The 20219-nt window shown below is 56.9% G+C and carries 17 protein-coding genes; 10 read left to right on the top strand and 7 right to left on the bottom strand.

What is annotated here, in order from left to right:
• On the top strand, positions 1-717 hold a 717-nt coding region (locus tag VGE80_RS11160), incomplete at its 5' end, for an MOSC domain-containing protein (protein WP_440592721.1).
• A gap of 95 nt (positions 718-812) precedes the next feature.
• Here the strand turns inward: VGE80_RS11160 and VGE80_RS11155 are convergent.
• On the bottom strand, positions 813-1505 hold the full coding sequence (locus tag VGE80_RS11155; protein ID WP_440592720.1) for an ABC transporter ATP-binding protein: 693 nt from the start codon (positions 1503-1505) through the stop codon (positions 813-815).
• Between the two features lie 338 nt (positions 1506-1843).
• Between VGE80_RS11155 and VGE80_RS11150 the strand changes: the two genes are divergently transcribed.
• The 3 genes from VGE80_RS11150 to VGE80_RS11140 all read left to right on the top strand — a co-directional run bounded on the left by VGE80_RS11150 (position 1844) and on the right by VGE80_RS11140 (position 5044).
• Positions 1844-2800, top strand: a complete 957-nt coding sequence (locus VGE80_RS11150) for a sugar phosphate isomerase/epimerase family protein (protein WP_373651873.1) — start codon at positions 1844-1846, stop codon at positions 2798-2800.
• 124 nt (positions 2801-2924) lie between these two features.
• Positions 2925-4118 carry a serine hydrolase domain-containing protein gene (locus tag VGE80_RS11145; RefSeq protein WP_373651872.1) on the top strand — a complete coding sequence of 398 codons (1194 nt, stop codon included), beginning with the start codon at positions 2925-2927 and terminating at the stop codon, positions 4116-4118.
• Between the two features lie 104 nt (positions 4119-4222).
• Complete coding sequence (locus VGE80_RS11140) at positions 4223-5044, top strand: DUF1570 domain-containing protein (RefSeq protein WP_373651871.1); 822 nt, start codon at positions 4223-4225, stop codon at positions 5042-5044.
• A 199-nt stretch (positions 5045-5243) separates the two neighbouring features.
• Here the strand turns inward: VGE80_RS11140 and VGE80_RS11135 are convergent, their stop codons facing one another.
• Both VGE80_RS11135 and VGE80_RS11130 read right to left on the bottom strand, forming a co-directional pair.
• A complete protein-coding gene (locus VGE80_RS11135) occupies positions 5244-5723 on the bottom strand; it encodes a SixA phosphatase family protein (RefSeq protein ID WP_373651870.1) in 480 nt (159 codons plus the stop codon).
• A gap of 28 nt (positions 5724-5751) precedes the next feature.
• Entirely contained in the window at positions 5752-7104 is a 1353-nt protein-coding gene (locus VGE80_RS11130) for a hypothetical protein (RefSeq protein WP_440592719.1), read from the bottom strand.
• Positions 7105-7776: 672 nt separating this feature from the next.
• Between VGE80_RS11130 and nrdR the strand changes: the two genes are divergently transcribed.
• Complete coding sequence (nrdR, locus tag VGE80_RS11125) at positions 7777-8238, top strand: transcriptional regulator NrdR (protein ID WP_373651868.1); 462 nt, start codon at positions 7777-7779, stop codon at positions 8236-8238.
• 8 nt (positions 8239-8246) lie between these two features.
• On the opposite strand, the gene VGE80_RS11120 is transcribed toward nrdR, so the two are convergent.
• Positions 8247-9029 carry a phosphoribosyltransferase family protein gene (locus VGE80_RS11120; RefSeq protein ID WP_373651867.1) on the bottom strand — a complete coding sequence of 261 codons (783 nt, stop codon included), beginning with the start codon at positions 9027-9029 and terminating at the stop codon, positions 8247-8249.
• Positions 9030-9660: 631 nt separating this feature from the next.
• Here VGE80_RS11120 and VGE80_RS11115 point away from each other — a divergent pair.
• From VGE80_RS11115 to mraY, 3 genes are all read left to right on the top strand, one after another.
• Positions 9661-11304 (top strand): SLC5 family protein, encoded by a 1644-nt coding sequence (locus tag VGE80_RS11115; protein ID WP_440592718.1) that lies wholly within the window; start codon positions 9661-9663, stop codon positions 11302-11304.
• Positions 11301-11534, top strand: a complete 234-nt coding sequence (locus VGE80_RS11110; protein WP_373651865.1) for a hypothetical protein — start codon at positions 11301-11303, stop codon at positions 11532-11534. The genes VGE80_RS11115 and VGE80_RS11110 overlap by 4 nt, the downstream gene beginning before the upstream one ends.
• 344 nt (positions 11535-11878) lie before the next feature.
• A complete protein-coding gene (mraY, locus tag VGE80_RS11105) occupies positions 11879-12982 on the top strand; it encodes a phospho-N-acetylmuramoyl-pentapeptide-transferase (protein WP_440592717.1) in 1104 nt (367 codons plus the stop codon).
• Between the two features lie 5 nt (positions 12983-12987).
• On the opposite strand, the gene VGE80_RS11100 is transcribed toward mraY, so the two are convergent.
• The 3 genes from VGE80_RS11100 to VGE80_RS11090 form a co-directional block, all read right to left on the bottom strand.
• Positions 12988-13935 (bottom strand): hypothetical protein, encoded by a 948-nt coding sequence (locus VGE80_RS11100; protein WP_440592716.1) that lies wholly within the window; start codon positions 13933-13935, stop codon positions 12988-12990.
• Positions 13936-14246: 311 nt separating this feature from the next.
• Positions 14247-17663, bottom strand: a complete 3417-nt coding sequence (locus VGE80_RS11095; RefSeq protein ID WP_440592715.1) for a M56 family metallopeptidase — start codon at positions 17661-17663, stop codon at positions 14247-14249.
• Complete coding sequence (locus VGE80_RS11090) at positions 17660-18055, bottom strand: BlaI/MecI/CopY family transcriptional regulator (protein WP_440592714.1); 396 nt, start codon at positions 18053-18055, stop codon at positions 17660-17662. Before VGE80_RS11090 ends, VGE80_RS11095 begins: the two co-directional genes overlap by 4 nt.
• Positions 18056-18648: 593 nt before the next feature.
• Between VGE80_RS11090 and VGE80_RS11085 the strand changes: the two genes are divergently transcribed.
• Both VGE80_RS11085 and VGE80_RS11080 read left to right on the top strand, forming a co-directional pair.
• A complete protein-coding gene (locus tag VGE80_RS11085; protein ID WP_373651860.1) occupies positions 18649-19539 on the top strand; it encodes an RAD55 family ATPase in 891 nt (296 codons plus the stop codon).
• 235 nt (positions 19540-19774) lie between these two features.
• Positions 19775-20219, top strand: a 445-nt coding sequence (locus tag VGE80_RS11080; protein ID WP_440592722.1) for a DUF58 domain-containing protein, incomplete at its 3' end; no start/stop codon positions are given.

Genomic DNA, 20219 nt, shown 5'->3' with positions numbered 1-20219 from the left:
ACGGTGCTGGCCAGCGGCGCGCTGCAGCACGATCGCCAGTTCGCCCTCGTCGACTCATCTGACCGGTTCATGACGGCGAAACGAACGCCACTCATGCACCGACTGCGACTGCAGGTTGACCCGCTGAAGCGGACGTTCGACGTCTCTCAACGCGATGGGAGTTTTCCACTTTCCGGTGAACTGGATCAGCAGGGTGAGCAACTGTCGGACTGGTTAACCGAGTACTTCTCACAGGACATCTCGATTGTCGAGAACGACACCACCGGCTTTCCCGACGACACCGACTCCAATGGACCAACCATTGTGAGTACGGCGACATTAAATGTCGTGTCCGAGTGGTTTGGCGGACTTCCATTGGACGAGGTCCGCAACCGGTTTCGAGCCAGTATTGAAATTGATGGTGTAGAACCGTTCTGGGAAGACAGGCTCGTCCTGCGCGAAGGCGAAGTCCAGCCATTTCTGATGGGTGACGTCCTGTTCGGCGGAACCAACCCCTGTCAGCGGTGCGTGGTCCCGACGCGCGATTCGCAGTCAGGAACCGTGACGCCTCCCGCATTTGCCGTCACATTCGGCAAGCAGCGCGAGGCGACACTTCCTGCCTGGGCCACGCGAGAGCGATACGATCATTTTTATCGGCTCGCGACCAACACCCGCTTGCTGAACCTGGGCTCAGGACGAATCCGCGTGGGTGATCCGGTCAGACTTGTAGACGCCTGACTCGGTTCGAACCGCGACGGACAGCAAATGGCCGAAAGATCCCCTGCCCGGTCGAACGGGATCTCTCGGCCATGATTTCAGACGAACAGCGCGCGTCAGCCTTTCCTGCTGACGAGTTGCCCTTCTTCGAGTTCATAATGGCGTGGAAAGCGATTGGCGAGTTCGAGGCTATGAGTCACACAGACCAGCAGCGTGTTCTGCTCGCGATTGAGATCCAGGAGGAGTGACCCGACGCTCGCCGCCGTCGTTCGGTCGAGGTTACCCGTTGGCTCATCGGCCAAAAGCAGAACGGGTTCATTGATGAGTGCTCTGCAGACCGCAACGCGCTGTCGTTCCCCTCCCGAGAGTTGTGCGGGACGATGCGTCAATCGGTCGGCCAGTCCCACACGATCGAGCAGTTTGCGGGCTCTCTCGGTAGCGGCATCGTCAGCCCCTTTGCCCGCGAGAGTTGGAATCAGCACATTTTCCAGAACGGAACACTGTGGAAGCAGGTGATGATCCTGAAAAATGAAGCCGACTTGCGAGTTCCGGAAGCGGGCCTGCTCCATTTCCAACAGATTCACCGCCTGTTGTCCGTTCAATTCCACGCGACCCGACGTCGGCGAATCGAGTGCGCCGAGAATATAGAGGAGCGTGCTTTTGCCAGAGCCAGAGGGCCCCGTAATTGCCAGCGCGTCCCCCCGTTCCATCTGGAGATTGACTCCGCGGAGAATCGACAGCGACCCCTCGGGAGTGGGATAGCTTTTCGTCAATTGTTCGACGATGAGAGTCGACGAGCTGGAAGTCATAGGGCTTCATTTCCTGGGTTATACGCGGGGGCAAAGTTCTGATTTCTCGGGAAGATCCGCCACGCGTTCCGGCGGACGCTCAGGAGCGGCAGATTCGGGATGCCGGATCGATGTCGGTACTTTCTGAACTCTGCCATGCACAGACTCTGAACTGTCAGACAACTCTTTTTCGCTCGGCCTCGACGAGGCTACGATCACTTTCGCGACGGGTGGAATCGAGTGCGAACATCTTCGGCACAAGTCCGCTGCATTTCCAGTGACTCACTTCCACCAGAAACAAATCCCGATCACAATAACATTCCCTTATCCATCCGTGGCTGACAACTGTAGGAATCAAGATGACAACTCATCGCGCTGACACGTCGACCAATCGTCGAAGTTTTCTCCGTCGCTCCCTGGCCGGCGCGGCGAGTCTTGCCGGCATCGGAGCACTCTCGAAGGGGAACTCGCTACGAGGAGCCGAACCGATACAGCGGAACGGCAAGTCGCACATGAAGCTGAGTCTCGCGGCCTACTCGTTCAGTAAGGTTCTTGTGAATCGAGGAACGCCTGAGCAACTGGCGGCGGCAAAATTCGATCTGGAACGATTCATCGATTACTGTGCCGATCATGACGTCGACGGAGCCGAGCTGACGGCGTACTTCTTTCCCAAAGTCATCACGCCAGATTACCTCAACAGTCTGAAACAGCGGACGTTCCGCCTGGGTCTGGATATTTCCGGGACGGCGATTGGAAATGATTTCTGTCTGCCTGACGGTGAGGCGCGCGAGCAGAATCTGCAAATGTGTCGGGAATGGATTGATCATTCGGCAGCACTGGGGGCCCCCGTCATCCGGATTTTTGCTGGGAATGTCCCCAAAGGGGAAACGGAAGAGGCTGCGCGGGAACGCTGCATCGACGGCATCAATCGCTCACTGGAATACGCAGCCACCAAAGGAGTCTGCCTGGCGCTGGAAAACCATGGGGGCATCACGGCGACCCCCGAGCAGATGCTGAAAATTATTCAGGGTGTAAAACCATCCCCCTGGTTCGGGGTCAACTTTGACAGCGGCAACTTTGCAACGAAAGACCCGTACGGCGACCTGGAAAAGATCGCTCCTTATGCCATCAATGCTCAGGTGAAAGTCGACGTCTTCCCCGACGGAAAGTCACAGCCGACTGACCTGGCCCGCGTGGTGAAAATTCTGAAAGCAGCGCACTACCGTGGTTTTCTTGTCCTCGAGTATGAATCGACAGAGGACCCGTTCGTCGCTGTCCCGAAACACTTAAAACAACTGCGGGAATTGATCTCGTAAACAGTAGTCAGGAGACATCCACGTTAGCGACAGCCCCGATTGCCAAAATGGGAAACTCTTCCTCAGGCACTTCGACGATCTGGCGAGGGACCGTCGGGTTCCTCGCCCTTACGAAGGTTCATCTATGTCCCGGTCAGCTCCAGTGCCCCACAGGTCACTTTCCTGGTTCATCTTGCTGGCGGGGTCGCTGGCGGTCTCGGCCCTGACCGTCGCCGCTGAGGAGCCGGGAGGCGCAGCAGTTCCCCCCAACCGATTGACATCGAACAGAGAGCTCGAGGACCGGCTGACACCTCTCCTCCAGAAACACAACGTTCCAGGAATCGTGGGGGGGGTGATCGAGAATGGTCAGCTAACCGCGGTGGCCAGTGTCGGACTCCGTAAAGCGGGATCGCCGGAACCGATCACGATCAATGACAAGCTGCATCTGGGCTCGAACACCAAGGCGATGACGGCAACCCTGCTGGCCCGACTCGTGGAAGAGAAACGGATGACCTGGGAATCGACCATCGGTGATATTTTTTCCGATCTGAAGCCAGCTCCCCATCCCGACTATCGCAACGTCACCGTGATTCAGCTTCTCAGTCATCGCGCAGGACTGCCAGCCAATACTGCCTGGTGGTCGCTCGGGAAAGGCTCACGGGTCCAGCAGCGTCAGCGTCTGCTGGAAACAATCCTCGTTGAACCCCCGCTGCATCCCCCCGACAGCAAATTCCTTTACTCCAATGTCGGCTACGTGATCGCTGGTCACATGGCAGAAAAAGTCACGGGAAAATCCTGGGAAGACCTGATGGTCGAATATCTCTTCAAGCCGCTGAAGATGCCGTCGGCCGGTTTCGGCATCCCGGGTTCCATCGGAAAGGTCGATCAACCGTGGGGGCATCAGATCACGGACGGAAAAGAGAAGGCGTTGCAAATTGACAATGCCCCGGCATTGGGGCCTGCCGGGACTGTTCATTGCTCGCTCCCTGACTGGTCGCATTTTGTGGGCATGCATCTGGAAGGTGCACGAGGTACCAGCCAATTTCTGACGCCCGGATCGTTTCAAGTTTTGCACACTCCGGTGAGCGGCGACGAGTTTGCATGTGGCTGGGTGGTGACCGATCGGAAATGGGCGAATGGAACGGTGCTCACTCACACGGGAAGCAACACCATCTGGTTCGCGATGGCGTGGATCGCTCCGGAACTGAACGCCGCCTTCCTGGCCGTGGTCAACCACGGAGATGAGTCCGGTCGCAGTGCGTGCGACGCCGCAGTCGTGGAACTAATCGGGTACCACAAAGATCAGGTCAATCGGCGCGTTCCAAGTGCGGACCAGTAGACTGTCGCCAGGATTTCTGCTGGCGACGACCAGGCCGCCAGAGTCAGGCTCTTACGCGAAAACACTCATCTTGACCGGATTTCGATCAAGTTTATACTCCGCGCATGCGTTACGCCCCGCTGACGATGTGCCTGGTGTTCCTGGCGGCTGCTTCCGTCACAGCGGCCCCGTGGAGTCGCCTGACAAGCAGTATTTCGCGGCGACTCGGACAGGATCGTTCGACCGCTTCCCGCTGGGTCGAAGAACGAGACCTCGACCCGTACCTCATTCGATCCGAATTTCCGCTCGGCGACGTGCAGGAACTGGTCGCGGATCTGGGAGATCTTCAGGCTGATCTGGAGTCGATACTGCGGCTCGAATGTGAGCCGCGTCCCATCCAGGTCTATTTGTTTTCCAGCAAACGCAGCTATGACCAGTATCTGCGAATTCGGGTCCCTGAAGGAGTCAACCGGCAGGCGCTTTACGTTCCTGGAACCGATGCGGGACGCGTTTACGCCTATCGTCAGAGTGAACTCGACATCGATGTCCGTCATGAGACGACCCACGCGTTGCTGCACAACGCCTTACCTTACGTGCCGATCTGGATTGACGAAGGGCTTGCGGAGTACTTCGAGGTTCCGGCCGCCTCACGCGTCAAAGGCCATCGGCACCGAAAAGAGCTGCGTGACGCAATCCGCTTCTCACGCTGGAAACCCAATATTGAAGGATTGGAAGCCAAGCGGAAGCTGATGGACATGAATGCCAATGACTATCGAGACTCGTGGGGCATCGTCCATTTCATGCTGCATGGTCCCGCCGAAGCCCGGGAAGCGCTTTACACGTATTTCGAAGAGATCCAGTCGGGAGCGGCACCGACACCGCTGAGCCAGCATCTCAAGCAGCGGATCCCGAATCTCAGTCAGGCAATCATCGACCACTTGAAGTGACCTTCCGGTCGAGAAGGGTCGAGTGGCCGCATCAGGTGACGGCAACGAAAAACGGTGATTCCCGTCATGTCACTGATGGAAACCAGCCGTCAGGAAGCCACGGGTCGCGGATTGCTGAGCCAATTCCCGCCGCCTGACACCTTCGCCGTACGGATGGCAGGCTGATTGTGGCCAGAAGACGCACAGTTCCGTCGTTTGGTTACGTGAACCACATCGGATCAACGTGCCATCGCAGCGCCCCGCCATGCCTGACAATCGGCCCCGCGAAATCAACGCGTGCGATGCTTCCCGGCAAGTACTGCACTCGGCCGCCGCCGAGCATCTCTGAAAGACAGCGACTCATATCAGGTTGATGGCCGATGCAGAGAACTCGCTCGGCTGCGGTCTTTGCAACACGCTGCAGTAACTGGTCGACATTCACTCCAGGAGCAAGCGTCTGTTCCAGTCTCACCTGGACTCGCTCGGTACCAATTTCCGCGGCAATCGTCCGGGCGGTTTGCTCGGCCCGGACGAGGGGGCTGTGGAGAATCAATTCTGGTGGCGGCTCACGATCCATCAGGAATCGTGTCAGTCCGGCGAGCTGACGTCGACCGTTTTCGGTCAGTGTTCGACTGAAGTCGTTCGCCGCTGCATCAGGGTCGACGGCTTCACCGTGTCGTGCCAGCCACAGATTTAGCATTTCCACTCCCCCTCCGGCACTCCCTTAACTAATCCTTCTGAGACTCCTCGCGAGGTTCTGTTGCTGCGAGGTCTTCAAGTTCCTCAGGCAACAGGTCGGGCCTTACCGTTTGGTGCTCTTCTTCCGTTGGACTGAAGGGTGGAGCACTCGGCAAATTCGAAGTTGATTCAGGGGGACTGACGGGGGCTGATTTCGCTTTTACAGGTACGTCTGACTTCAGCGCCTCTGCGGGAACTGGCACTTTGGCTGCGGCGATGATTGGACTCGCCTTGCCAGCCTCAGGACTACCCGAAACAGGTGTGATCAGAACGTTGCCATTCTGTGCGGATCCCTCTGAGGACGCAAGCTTGCCAGCGCTGTCCGAGGTCTGTGTGGAAGCGGTGGTTTGTGGCTTGCTCACAACCTGCTGTGGTGCAGGAGCACGGTACGTGCCGGATGCCACATAGACCTTTGGATCATCGACGATCCAGCGAGTCGACCATGTCCGACCGTCATCCTGGTTCACGATATTGAAGAAGAAGGTGCTGGTCTGCTCGCAGCGGTACCCATACGGGAAGTTCGAGTAGAGGTGGTCGCGAGCGGTAAGCCGTTCAACCCCTTCGTGAGCGTAGTAGTGGACTCGGCCGTCAGGTGTGATCGTCATACCCAGCGTCCACCAGCCGGGCCGCGTGATTTTGGGACCGGGAACGTCGTTTCCATTCTGATCCGACCGGATCAGCAGCATCGCAAAGTCTTCGCTCTGCCCGGACTTCTCCTTGAGGTTCAGTTGGATGAAGAATCCTGGCCAGTACTGCTCCAGTTTCCGCGTCGATCCAAATGACTTGAACAGACGTCCGACGTTCTTCTGCTTTGTGATCGTCGTCGTACAGTCGGCGCGGAAGCCAAAGTGACTGCCGTGACGGCGTTCCCACTTATCAAAGGGAGGAATGTAGACGTGGGTCACATAGCTGGGGGTCCATGAAGCGGGAATCATGTACCCGAGCTTGTGCTGAACTCCCGCGATCAAATCGTCCTGTTGAAATGTGTAGGAACGCTGTCCGGGAATCCCCGAGTTCAGTGTCTGCATTCCCAAGGCCCCCTTGCTGCCGGGAACCCCGCCTGCCGGTGCCTCAACCCGGCTGACAAAGTCGGGAGTCCCCCGGTAGAGACTCTCAAGGAACAAGCGGTTGTTCGAGAAGCCCGACGGATGACGTTCGGTCTTGTCGAGATTCGCGCTTGCCTTGGGCAAGTTCAGGTTGAAGGCCCATTCGGGATCCTCGAAGTCATCGAAGACTTCAATGATCTGTTGCCCGGTCCCAGGAACAACCTGAGCCTGCACAGGCATCACCAGGTTTGGAAATGCGAATGCAAAGATAATCCCAATTGTGTTACGAAAATTCATGTGAGGCGTCCTGTTCCTCAAAAGTCCCTTTGTCCGCTGCGACAGGGCAACGGTGCGTGAGGCCAATCGATTTGATTCACACTGGCTATGCAAATTCAGCGCAGCAGCCGTCACGGCCACACGCGTTAGATTCCTGAAGGAAGCCGGTCCGTCATCGCTCCACGATGACTTTTCCGATTAGGTCGACTCTGCCACCGCATTGCTGCGGAAAGCCTTGCAAGAAAAGGGCTTCCGTTCGGTGTCTGATCGATGTATCGGATCGAAATTCGACGTCGGTTCAATCAATTCGACCTCACTGCGATCAACAGAGCCCGGCGCATTTTCACAATCGCTATAGCCGTTATTTTTTCTCAACCGAGTGCAAACAACATCCTCTGAATACGAAATCTGTGCGGTAACCCATTGTCATTTCATGGTTTCGGTAGTAACGTGGACCTGCGGCGAGCGTGTTGAATCCATGAAACCGGCTCGCAGGTCAGGCGGGCGCCCGTTCTCATACCCTTCGGATCGCGATGCAGAGCAGTTTTCCGCGGTGTGAAGAGGACGAAAGGGCTCCGTCGTCGTGTCCGTGCCGCCCAGACGGGCGATCCGTTGGCGAATGCCGACAACGCCAGCGGCCAATGAACGAGGCCGGGATGGTGCCGATGCACCAGTGAAGAGGGAGCGAAAACCATGATGTGTCCGTTTTGTCGGCATGAAGATACGAGCGTCATCGATTCTCGGGCCAGTCAGCAATTCGTCATTCGTCGACGGCGTAAATGTCTGGGCTGCGAACGTCGCTTCACGACCTACGAAAAAATCGAAGAGTCACCGCTCAAAGTCGTCAAGAAAGATGGTTCCCGGGTCCCGTTCCAGCGCGAAAAAATTAAAGCGGGACTGGAAAAGGCTTGCTACAAACGCCCCATCAGCGACGAAAAAATGGAAAACGTCATCTCAGAAATTGAAGCCAATCTCTACGAGCAATTCGATCGTGAAGTCCCCTCTCGGGAAATTGGCGAGAAAGTCATGGAAGCGCTCCGTCACCTCGATCATGTCGCTTTCGTCCGTTTCGCGTCGGTGTACCGCGAATTCAAAGACGTCAATGACTTCGTCGAAGAGCTTCAGCCCATTATCCGGGGCGATGCCCGGCGCTGACGAATGGTCTAGCGCCGCAGCGGACTGACCGCGACGACCGCCACAATCACCTGGCTGGCGCCCGCCTGCTTGAGACTGCGGGCTGCGGCACTGGCGGTGGAACCGGTTGTCAGAATGTCATCTACCAGCAGAATTCGTTTTCCCGCGACCCGCTGCGCCAGCCGGACCGCAAAACTTCCCTGCTGCTGCTGACGGCGTACGGGTGTCGGACTGGTCGCCTGCTTGGGAGTTCGTCGACTCTTCATGAGGATTGAACGACTTACCCCGACCCTCAACTGACGTGCAACGTGACGCGCCAGTTCTTCGGCGGCGTAGTGCGTATGCAGAAATCGCCGCGTCCAGTGTTCGGGAACGGGAAGTACCAGGTCCGGTCGACACTCCTCGAATGCGAAACGTTTGCGGTTCACGAGCAGCGTTGCCAGCCCCCGCGCCAGACTTCCACCTCCCGCAGCCTTGGTGCGAAGACACGCCATTCGCATCTGGCCGTCGTAAATTCCCAGTCGGATCAGACGATCAAACGCAAACTTTTCCCGCCGGCATTGTCCGCAACCTTTGTCGAGATTCGCAAAGGGCCCCACAGGTGCCCCGCAGCGAGGACATTCAGCGTGGGTAGGCGGACAGAGTTGTGCCAGGCAGAGGTCACAGAAATCGGCATCCGCTGGCGGAATTTCGCGTCCGCACAGAAGACAGGCTGGTGGATAGACAAAGTTCAGAGCCGCATCGGAAAGTCTCAGCACTGATTGTGAGACATGCTGAAGGTATCCCTCCGCTGTTTCACGCAAATGAGACACGGCAGACTCCGGCGAAAAATTGGAATTCAAACAGAAGCGTACGCAGGAACGACATTGACGTCAGCGGAAGACAGGGGGCTCCACGGGTCTCCTCACGTTACCGCCGCCGAGGCGTTTTGGCATCCCTCGGACGACTGCCCGACATGATCGGGATTCCACTCCACAACGCGAATCCAAGACTCCGCCGCAGGACCACGCGGCCATTCCGACCAGCACCCTGCCCTGTGTTCGCTGCGAGTGGCAACGGGGGTTCAGGGCAATTTCTCACTTTGCGTATGATTGATTTCGCATTCCGCGCTGTCCCCCATTCCTGCCGGATTCCTGACGCAACTTCTCGGGATCGAGGATGAACTCTGCATCACTCCCCTTGCGCATCATTTCGTTGGAGACGGCTCGCGATACTGTCCCTTGCGCTTCGCTTCTGTTCCGTCCGCAGCCATCATTTCCCGATCTCTCACGCCGTTCGTGGCTATTTTTTAGCTGTGTCGCGTGGACGATAAACAGGGCGGGATGTAAGCTCCCAAGCGAATAGTCGCGGTCAGGATGACTTTTCCGGCAAGTCGGTTCCGGCAAACTGGACCGGACTTTGCAACTGGAACTCGACGATCGGATCAACATTGCGATTGGTGCTATGACATATCTTACGACGGTTGATTACCTGGTGATTCTCTCGTACCTCGCAGCGACGATGGTGCTGGGACTGTGGGTTGGCAGCTACGTCCGAAGCGGTTCGGATTTCTTCCTCGCAGGACGCAGCCTTCCCTGGTGGGCCGTGGGAATGTCGCTGGTCGCCACGGATATCGGGGGAACCGACCTGATGGGCGTCGGCGGCGATGCCTACCGCTACGGAATTGCGATGGGCAACTTCGAGTGGATCGGGTGTGTCCCGGCGATGCTCATTGGAGCCTTCATCGTCATCCCTCACCTGTGGCGATGCCGTGTCACCACGATCCCCGAGTACCTTGAACGCCGATTCAGCATTCAACTGCGGTCCTCGGTCGCGGCCTGCTGGCTCTTCCTGGGGGCATGCAATCTGGGTGTGATGTTACTTGCGTCGGCACTTTTCATGAAAAGCCTGGCGGGTTGGGACGTTTCCCTGTGCATATTACTCACGGCCTTTCTCGTCGGACTTTACACGTGGTCAGGCGGACTGGGTGCGGTCGTCTATACTGACGTGCTGCAGGGACTGGTGATGATCGGGGGCTGCCTGATGTTCCTTGTGATTGGCATTCAGGACGTCGGAGGAATTACGCCTCTCTTCCAGAAAGTCCATGCGATCGCGATCGAGCAGGACCGGCAACTGGAGCAGCAGGAAGAAATGGCCAGAAAATCGGGCCAGCCGACTGTGACCCGAAATAAGTCGCGACATCCCCGTCCGGCGGATCAGTCCGACCATTTGTCACTCGTCCTGCCCGTTGATACGCGGTCTCCCGCCCCCTGGCCGGGGGTGCTGTTTGGCCTGGCACTCATCGTCGGTCCCGGTTACTGGCTGGGCAATCAGACCATCGTCCAGCGAGCACTCGGATCCAAGTCCGAATATGACGCCAAAGCCTCGTATGTCTATGGAGCCTTGATCAAGAATCTGATTCCGTTCATCGTTGCACTTCCGGGTCTGGTCGCCCTGGTCAAGTTCCCGGAGTTGGGACACGAACGGGCGGATGTGGCATTGCCGCAACTCGTGGGATCGCTCTTGCCGGCCGGCTTTCGAGGATTGTTCGTTGCCGCGTTTATGGCCGCTTTGATGTCGAGTGTCGATTCGTACCTGAACTCGGCCACGACTCTGTACGTCAATGACTTCTACCGCCGCTTCTATCGGCCAAATGCGGACGAGGGACAGATGCTGGCAGTCGGACGCTGGACGACGGTGGGATTCGTCCTGTGGGGAATCTATTTCGCCTTCCAGCTGCTCGCACTTCCCACCGGCATCTACACGATTTTCCAAACCTTGCTGTCATTCTTCCTCGGCCCGACCCTGGCGGTTCTTCTCGCAGGAATGCTGTCCCGACATGCCTCTTCTGATGGAGCCTTAACCGGCTTCTTCGCGGGGTTACTGACCTCGGTGGGACTGTTCATGATGAATATGCCAATCGTTTGCCGCTGGCTGAATACGCCCCCCCTGTTTCAAGTCGGACAGCCGTATCTCTATTACTCGTTCTGGTCGTTTGTGGTCGCGATGATGTTCATCGTCGTCTTCAGCTATTTCCTGAGATCAGACCCACCTGAGAAAACACGCTACGCGATTGGCGGGACCATTCCGGAAGGAGGTGCCAAGTGACACTCTTTCACTGGATTGGCAATACGTTGCGAGAGCAACTCGATCTGATTCCGCTTTCTACCGCCCGATGGCTGATGATCGGACTGTTTCTCGGTTTGATGTTCTGGGTCGTTCAACTTCCGACCGACCAGACCAACCCGAGTGACCGGACGGCCAGATGGACCGACGATCTCAAGATCTGGGCTTGGCTGGCTTTGATAATTCAGATACTGATCTACAGCCTGTTTTGATCCGGTCAGCAAAGCGGACGGGCCTTGATGGCCTGCCCGTCATGCGCAATGCGGAGCAGGATTCCGAGTGCCCCACAACGGTCTTGGACAACGGTGCAATGACAGGCGAATACCGTGCAGATCCCGTCGCTGCAGACCGCAGTAACCAGAGCTGTCGCGGCGACGGTTCAAGGCAGCGTTCGTAGAGTCGCTCTGTGGTGCTGGTAATCGAGACTGAAACCATCGCCGCAGCGGGACACCGCCGGTCTGTTCGCAACCGGTTGCCGAAACCGGCAGTCGTCCGTGACATTTGACGTCCGCATGCAGTCCCTGACAACAAGAAATCTCCTGGGCGTACTTCCCCGATGCTCGTCTGGTTACTGAACTACTACGGATCCGCCGTCGAAAGCCTCGCGGGAGTCTCCACGGGGGACTCCCGTGTCTTCCTGACGATTCGTATTGCGCTGGCGACACTGATTTCGTTTACCACCGCATTATTTTTTGGCCCCTACGCCATCAAATGGCTGAAACTTCGTTTTCGCGAACGAATTGTCAGCGCATCGGCCCGGTTGAATGAGCTGCATTCCGCCAAGCGCGATACCCCGACCATGGGGGGAATCTTTATCGTGCTGTCGATCGTTGTCGCCGGAGTCGTCTGCGGTGATTTGAGTAACCGGTATCTGCTTCAGTCACTGCTGGTTGTGATTGCTTTCGGAGCGATTGGAGCCCACGACGACTGGATCAAGGTGACGGGCCGCGGAAGAGGCCTTAGCGTCCGGCAGAAATTTTTCTGGCAATGGGTGATCGCGCTAGGAATAGCCACCCTGCTCTACTTTGTTCAGTTCGAAAAGCCGCGCGGGCTGGAACTGGTCTTCCCGATCGGAAAAGCAGGACTCTCTCTCGGCGCACTGTTCATCGCCTGGGCCGCCTTCGTCATGGTCGGAAGCTCAAACGGAGTCAATCTGACGGACGGTCTTGATGGGCTGGCCAGCGGTTGCCTCATTTTTGCGGGGTCCGCATTTACGGCCCTGTCGTACGTGTCAGGGCATCGAGTCATGGCCGAGTACCTGAGTATTGCTCACATGACCGGTGCGGGTGAACTGGGAGTCGTGTTCGGGGCCCTGGTCGGTGCGATGCTGGGATTCCTCTGGTTCAATTGTCACCCGGCTCAGGTCTTCATGGGTGACAGCGGTTCGTTACCGACGGGGGCTCTCCTGGGATATGGAGCGCTGGTGACCCGACAGGAACTTCTGCTGTTGATTGTCGGAGGGGTTTTCGTTGTCGAGACGCTTAGCGTTATTCTGCAGGTCGGATGCTACAAGCTGACGGGCAAACGGGTTCTGGCGTGCAGCCCATTGCACAACCATTTTGTTTTCAAAGGCGAACCGGAAACGCGGATCGTTGCTCGCTTCTGGATCGCGGCAGCACTGCTGGCAATGGTCGGTGTCGCCAGCCTCAAGATTCGCTGACAGAGCTACCAGAGTTTGCTGGCCGACAGCCGCAAATTGCTTTGCTTCTTCTGAATTGCCTCATTGGCGTTCTTCACGACGCGCCCTTCCTGTGCCTGGATCAGGTTTTCCAGATCGTGCCGCGCCATCTCGCCGATTCCCTTGGCAACATCGCCCCGTATCTCACCAATTCGTTTGACCCGCAGGTTACGAAGAAACAGTTCTACTCGCCGCACAGTCGGTTCGAGAACAAGATCAGGCAGGAAGCTTTTCGGATTGAGTTCAGCCCGAATCACGACCTCGCAGTGGGAAACGACCTCGACATCCGCGTCGGAGATGGTCGTAAAGTTCAGGCCCTTAACCCCCAGAACCCAATGCTCGAAATCGGTTCGGCAGCGAAGCCGTGATGCCAATCGGACGTCAAACTGAAAACGGCCCACGTCGAGCGGGCGAATCTGGTCAATGACAAGTTTGAGTAGACGGTCGGGTTCGATCAACTCAACCTTGAACTTGTGCCAGGCCCCGTGATTGACTCTCCGCTTTCGTTCGGTCATGCGGATGTTGTAACCGCGCTGCTGGATCTTGACGCCATCGAAGATTTCCGTCGTCTTGTCCCAGTGCTTTCGATCTTCATATTCGTGCGGGACCGCCGTCAGCAATACCGTCCGAAGAATCTCAGACCAGGTGGGCTGCCCCTGAATCTCGGGTCCATCGCGTATGTCGCCCTCTTTGACAGGAGTCGAACTCTCAGCAGGGGGCAACTCTCTCGCCCCCTGCTGTTCGGTTTCAGCAAGTACGTCATTGTAAAGATCGGGTCCCAGGAGGCAGAACAGAAGTCCGCCCACACCCGCGATCCACGTTCGTAGTGCTCGTTGTGCGATCATGAGGACATCTACATCCTGACAGGAGCGAGCGGTCAGGGAGCCTGTTCCATCGGTCTCCACTCCCTGAGAGGCTGCGAGGCGACTGCTCATCACCGCACAGTCCCGGCAGTGATAGCACATCAGGAGGAAGTTGGCTAAGTCTTTTGAACCGGAACGCCACAACGCCTCCCTCGGAATTCAGTTTCAACCTCAAGTATGCCCGAACGAGATTCAGATCTGGAGCGGCACCACCACGGGCGGTGGAACATTGCGAGCGTTCGTTTTCACGAAGTCGGCATGGCGATAGTGGGCCACATGAAGTTTGAAGCGAATACGTTCACCATCGTTTACGAATCAGCGGGTCCCCCTGTCCGTTCCGAAATCAGGCACCATTCAGTATGCACTCTCAACTGTGAACGGTTTCATTTGATCCTCTGTTGTCGGGTGAAACTTTCGAACGGCTCCTGCCACACTTCCGTACTCCAGTTCGATCGAACTTCCTCTGCGGGGAGGTTACTGAACCGAAAATGTCCTTCGTCATCGGTCGGCGATTCTGCCGAGTAACGATTCCGATCGATACCAAAGTAAGGCCCTGCACCAGCGGTGACGATCCGCCCTGACAGCGGCCGACCGTCTTTATTCACCAGTGTTCCAGACAGGAAGAGTCCCGGTTGCAGTTTCACGTCGACGGTACTATCCCCTTGCAACGTGACGACAGCATTCTGGTAGTCTTTGCTTGGCCGGACGATCGCCCGATAGGATGAGACCATCTCGGAGTTGATCTGCGGAACAGTGAGTTCCCCTTGTGCATTGGTCGTTTCCGCAGTTCCCCAGGACATCGTCACACGAGGATGCTCGCAGCGAATCATCACGGGAATTCCCTGTAATCGGTTTCCCCGTGGATCGAGTACTCTCACTGTAGCTTTGACAGGGAGATTAAATTCGAGCTTGAACTGGGGCAGTGGTTGCTTCTCGGACAGGGTAAATTGTGGTCCGAGAATGATGAACTTGTCGCGACTGGCACGCAGTCCGCAACGGGAACCGAAGGGGACCGGGCCCAGGAAGAATTGTCCCGAGGAATTCGAATGCGCATTCAAAAGCTGGCGTTTCTCACGGTTCATCGAGAGCGTCCAGCGCGACGAAACTGCTTCGAGCACCACATTAATTCCGGACGCGGGAGTTCCGTCAGAGTTCAGCACGACGCCATTGACTCCTCCTGCGGGCTCCACCGGGACGTCGACGGTAAAGAGATCATTTCCTGCAGGGATTCGTGCGACGAATTCCTCATCCGTCAGAGTAAACCCGATCAGTTGATTCAACTGGATCCGAATCTCACACGGAGCCGGCACCTGTACTACGCAGTGGCCGTTCGTCAACGTGGCCATCGAAATATCGTAAGGATTCGCTGATCCAGGGTTCTGATCGCGGATGCTGAGTTGTAATCGTCCTTCCGGCGCGACGACCTCGCCTTGCTTACGAAACACCAGACTGACTTCGCGTTGAAAGGGGCGGGCCGGCTCATTCAATGTCAGTACGAGATCATGAACAGGCCCGGACACTTTTTTGTGAATCTGCTGGTCACCCAGCGAGAACTGAAGATCTCCTGCCGGGACATGATCAATCTGAAAATGAGCTTCCCCCTCTGCGAATTCCAGTTTGAATGGACGATTGAATGAGAGATTCTCGCCATCGAACGCACCGTTCTTCGACTGTGAGAATCGGACCCCGACGTGTTTCTTTTGCAGCTCTTCAAGCTGCTGCGGCGTACCCCGAACGATCCCGGATACAGTGACTCCCGGTTGCAGCTGAATCACACGATCCCGAGTTCCCGGTTGAACGTTCGTCAGAATCGCCGGCGCATAATCAGGGTGCTCAACAAGCAAGTCATAGATGGAACCGTCGAGGAGCTGGTCGAGGGTAAATTCCCCTCGCTCATCGGTCGTTGCCAAAGGAGGCTGACTCATCCCGGTGTTGTCGACCAACTGGAGTCGTCGAACCCTCAATCGTCGCAGCGTTGCACCCGCCAGAGGCAGACCGTCGGATGCGAGGACCTGACCCGTTGCTGGCTGCGCTCGCGTCATCTGAAGCGTTAATGGAGCATCCGGGTTGAGGACAGCGGGGCGAACGTCCAGCCTTTGGAATCCTGGTGCGGTCACCGACAGACTATGACGTCGATCAGGCTGCACATGCGGAATCACCACCTCGCCTGAGGAATCTGTCTGCCGCGGCTTGAAGAGGCCGAATCCCTGATTTCTTTCCCAGGCCGACACGATCACTTCCGCATCAGGAATGGGCCGGTCAGCGTCGTCCCGGAGTTGGAGAGTGACGGGAACTCCCGGTTTGAGAACAACCTCGACGTCTTTGATCTCGTCAACACGTCCCGAAAGATAGGGTCCGACCATGGTCGTGGCATATCCATCCCCCATGAACTGGAGCCATGTCTCGCCGGGCGGAACGTCCACACGAAATTCGTTGGACTCGCCTCCCTTGATATCGCCCTGAGTCATTCCGGTTCCCGAATTCCCTTTCTGAGTTTGGGAATAGACCCAGATCAAGTTGGGAAGCGGTTGACCATCGCTTGTGTGAACCTTTCCACTGATGATCAGTCGCTGCTCCGTGATGTTGGCTGCAGGATTAATCTCGTCCGCCACTTTGGCCAGCTCTGTCACCCGCTCTCCATCAGAAAGCAGCCTGGCAGCAGAAAAGACCGCTAGGTCACTCCCATACTGCAGCAAGGCGATGGCCGTGGCGGCGACAACGAGGACGAGCAGTAACGATTTCCAGGTGAACCTGGTAGGCGCCCCAGCATTCCTCTCCACCAGTCTGCGCACGCGATCCAGTAATGATCCGGAACGCTCGTCTGCGAAACCGAGAACCGCCGCCGGGGGAGGCGCGGTGATCTTCTCGGCGATGTCCAACAGAACCTGAGCGTAATTGAAAGGACTGGCCGTCACGCGGGCTCCCCACACGTCGCAGCAGGCCTCGCGTTCAGCACGAATCTGCCGACTGATCCACCAGACGCCCGGATTGAAAAACAACAATGACTCAATCACTTGCTGGCCCAGATTGACAACGTCGTCCCAGCGGCGCAGATGCGCGAGTTCATGGGCCAGAATCGCCTTCCATTGATCGGGCGACAGGCCTGTGGCCAGCGACATCGGTATCAGAATCACTGGCGAGAACGTCCCGATGACGCAAGGGGAATGTGCGTGCAGCGAGGCAATCAGCTTGACCGGCCGATGGATCCGAAGCTGCGCCTTGAGCCGTTCAAAAATGTCCAGCGCGATCGCCTCTCTGACAGGTTCTCCCAGTTTCCATGTTTCTGCCGCTGTCCTTTGACGTACGCACTGAAGGAAGTTCAGCGCGACTCCAAGCAACCATCCCCAAAGCAGGAACGGACTGAACTGTCTCACCAGTCCATTGAGTCTCGACGCGATTCCCCAGATGGGGCGGGACTCCATGGGCACGAATGGACGGTCACTCAACGGTAAGACCTTCGCTGCACTTGACATCGAAGGGGATGAGGCGACAGGAAGTGAAGAACCAGTCCCGGTCGGTTCCTGGAATGAATTCGCAGTGACACTGGAGGGAGAAGACAAGGAAGGGATCAGGTCCGGGGGCAGTCTGAGAAAGGAACCTGTCACCAGCACTCCCACAGCCAGTCCAGCCAGACAGCTCAACGACGCCGCATACCGTAATTGAGGCCGATTGCGGGATATCATCGTCAAACAAACAGCCAGCAATGCAGACCAGACTGCGCCCTGCCACAGCGAATGCAGCAGTGCCCAGCAGAGAGACTGAGCCCAGGTACCGGTGAACCACGCAACCAGGATCGTCATGGTTTTTCCTCTTTGTTTTCGGCTTCGCGGGCAGCTTGATTGATCACCTTGCGAATCTGTTTGAGGTCTTCCGCCGAAACATCCGAAGCATCCATCAATGCCTGGACGGCTTTGGCGGGATTGCCAGAAAACAGGTTCTTCAGCATCGTTTTCAGCACGGGCTGAACGACCTGCTCACGACTGACCAACGCGCTGTAGATGTACGTCAGCCCTTCCCGCCGATGTGAAACCAGGTTTTTTCGCTCCATCCCCTGAAGCACCGTCAGCACCGTGGTGTAGGCACGTTCTTTGCCATCCGGGAACAGCGGCAACAGTTCCCGCACGCTCTGCGGACCATGCTCCCACAATAAGCCCAGCACCTGTAACTCCAGCTCCGACGGTTTCACATTCATCCGAGACCTCTCTACTATGCGGCTAGTATGTACTAGAGTAATAGTAGATACGGACGGATTCAAGATGGAAAACGAACAATCGGGGAGTTTCCAGAACGAACCCGCTTGTCGGCCATTCCCTTTGCCCCAACCCCGGGACATCCGTTCGCAATCAGGCAGTCACAATTGGACTTGCGCACATCCGCAGTTGCGACGTGCTGAGTATCCGTCCCAGCGAACACTCCCCCGGTTTCCGGTGTCACACCTCCACAAGTCGATCGATTCCGTGTTTCAGGAGTAGAAGTGGTTCGCACGCCAGCCGATCAAGGGGCAGCCCCCGGCGCGGCAAACGGATTCAGAATCGGTACCGGCGGCGAATTGACTTCACGTGTCGCCGCGCACTCCCGGAATGCTGTCAGGTTGCTATTATTTGCATCCACCCTGCGGTGGGACCGTACCACCAGTCCGACTCGCAATCTCGCAGTCATTCAGCAGCGCCCCCGTCACGGTCGTAACGCTGGCAACCGCGTGGAATCGAGTCGCGTTCGGCTGGTCGCACGCCAGGAACGGGGGCAGCCTGATTATCCACTTACACGTGCTTTTGCAGGAATTTCATGGCGACTTCTGAACGTTTTTCGACGGGTATTGCGGAACTGGATTCGCTGTTGGGGGGAGGACTGATTCCTGGCACACTGACGGTCGTCATGGGGGCGACGGGAATCGGTAAGACTCAGCTAGGCCTTCAGTTTGCCAATGCCGGGCTGAAGCAAGAGGGCGAACGAGGAATTCTTTTCGATATGACGTCGCGCGGCGACGCGCAGAACCATGCCGACTACGCCAAACGGATCTGCGACTGGGTCTTGAAGACCCGGCCACTGGATGTCTCGTATGCTCCTGAAGAAATCTGGAACCGTGACGCGATCCGGACAGATTATTTTCATGTGTTTGATCGAACTGGCCGACGAGTCACGCTGCAAGACCTCGACCAGGAGCAATGGCAGGAATGGCGTGCTGAACTCAATAAGAAACTCGACCAGGCCATCGCGTACTTTTACGGAAACTTCGCTCACGGAGTCCGCCGTTCGGTGATCGACGGAGTCGAACCCGTTGATCGGGCGAGCGATTCATTCCAGTTCCAGTTGTTTGATTACATCTATCACCAGATCCTGCACAAGGATCACGACTGGGTAGCGCGAGACCTGTTCCGGGTCAATTTCCGGGCGAATGAACAGACCGTTGCCGAGCATGCTTACGACCACAACAAACTGGCCACCATGCTGCTGTACACGTCGCATGAGGTCAAACTGGACGACCTGATCGACCGTCCGATCGAAAGTGGAGATGTGCTGTGTAACGCGAACACAATCATCCTCATGGGAAAAGTCCGCGACGGCAACCGGATGCGGCGGGCGCTGCACGTCGCCAAGCATCGAGGCAGTGCCGCCGATGATGGCATCGTTCCCTTTGAGATCGGTGATTCGGGTCTGATGATCGGGCAGTCGTAAAGTTCTCCGTCCAGAAGGTCCTGCCTCAAGCAGAAACAGGAACCGCGTCGACCCGATCGTGCGGTTTCCAAGAGTTTGTCGGTTAGTCGAGCGACAGTTTCTCGGTCTGATATGATCATCGTGTCCGTCGTCTGTTGCGGTCGCCGTTTTCAGTTTCATGAGTTCAAAGGATTCACAAGTGCCAGCAGCCATCACGAAGACTTTGGCCGGGGAATTTGTCGATCCCGCGACATTGATGCGACTGAAGTCGCTGGAACTGAGAGCCAAGCACGTGGTCCAGGGCTTCATGACAGGACTCAACCGCAGTCCCTATCATGGATTCTCTGTCGAGTTTACCGAGTACCGACAGTACACCCAGGGAGATGACTTGCGGCATCTCGACTGGAAGCTTTACGCCAGAACAGACCGGTATTATCTGAAGCGATTCGAAGATGAAACCAATTTGCGATGTCTGCTGCTCCTGGACGCCAGCCGCTCCATGAACTTCGGTTCGATTGGCTACAGCAAGTCTGAGTACGCCCGGACGCTGGCAGCGACGTTCGCCTATTTTCTCTCGACGCAGCGTGACGCAATCGGTTTAGCAAGCTTTGCGTCCGAGATTATTGATTTCATTCCACCTCGTTATCGCTCGGGTCATCTGCGCCGCTTGCTCGTCTCGCTCGAAAAAACAGCGGAAGGCT

Origin of the sequence: Schlesneria sp. (assembly GCF_036405755.1) — a bacterium.
GTDB lineage: Bacteria > Planctomycetota > Planctomycetia > Planctomycetales > Planctomycetaceae > Schlesneria > Schlesneria sphaerica.
The sequence above is the reverse complement of the archived record's forward strand: the minus strand, read 5'-3'. Positions and strand labels throughout refer to the sequence as shown.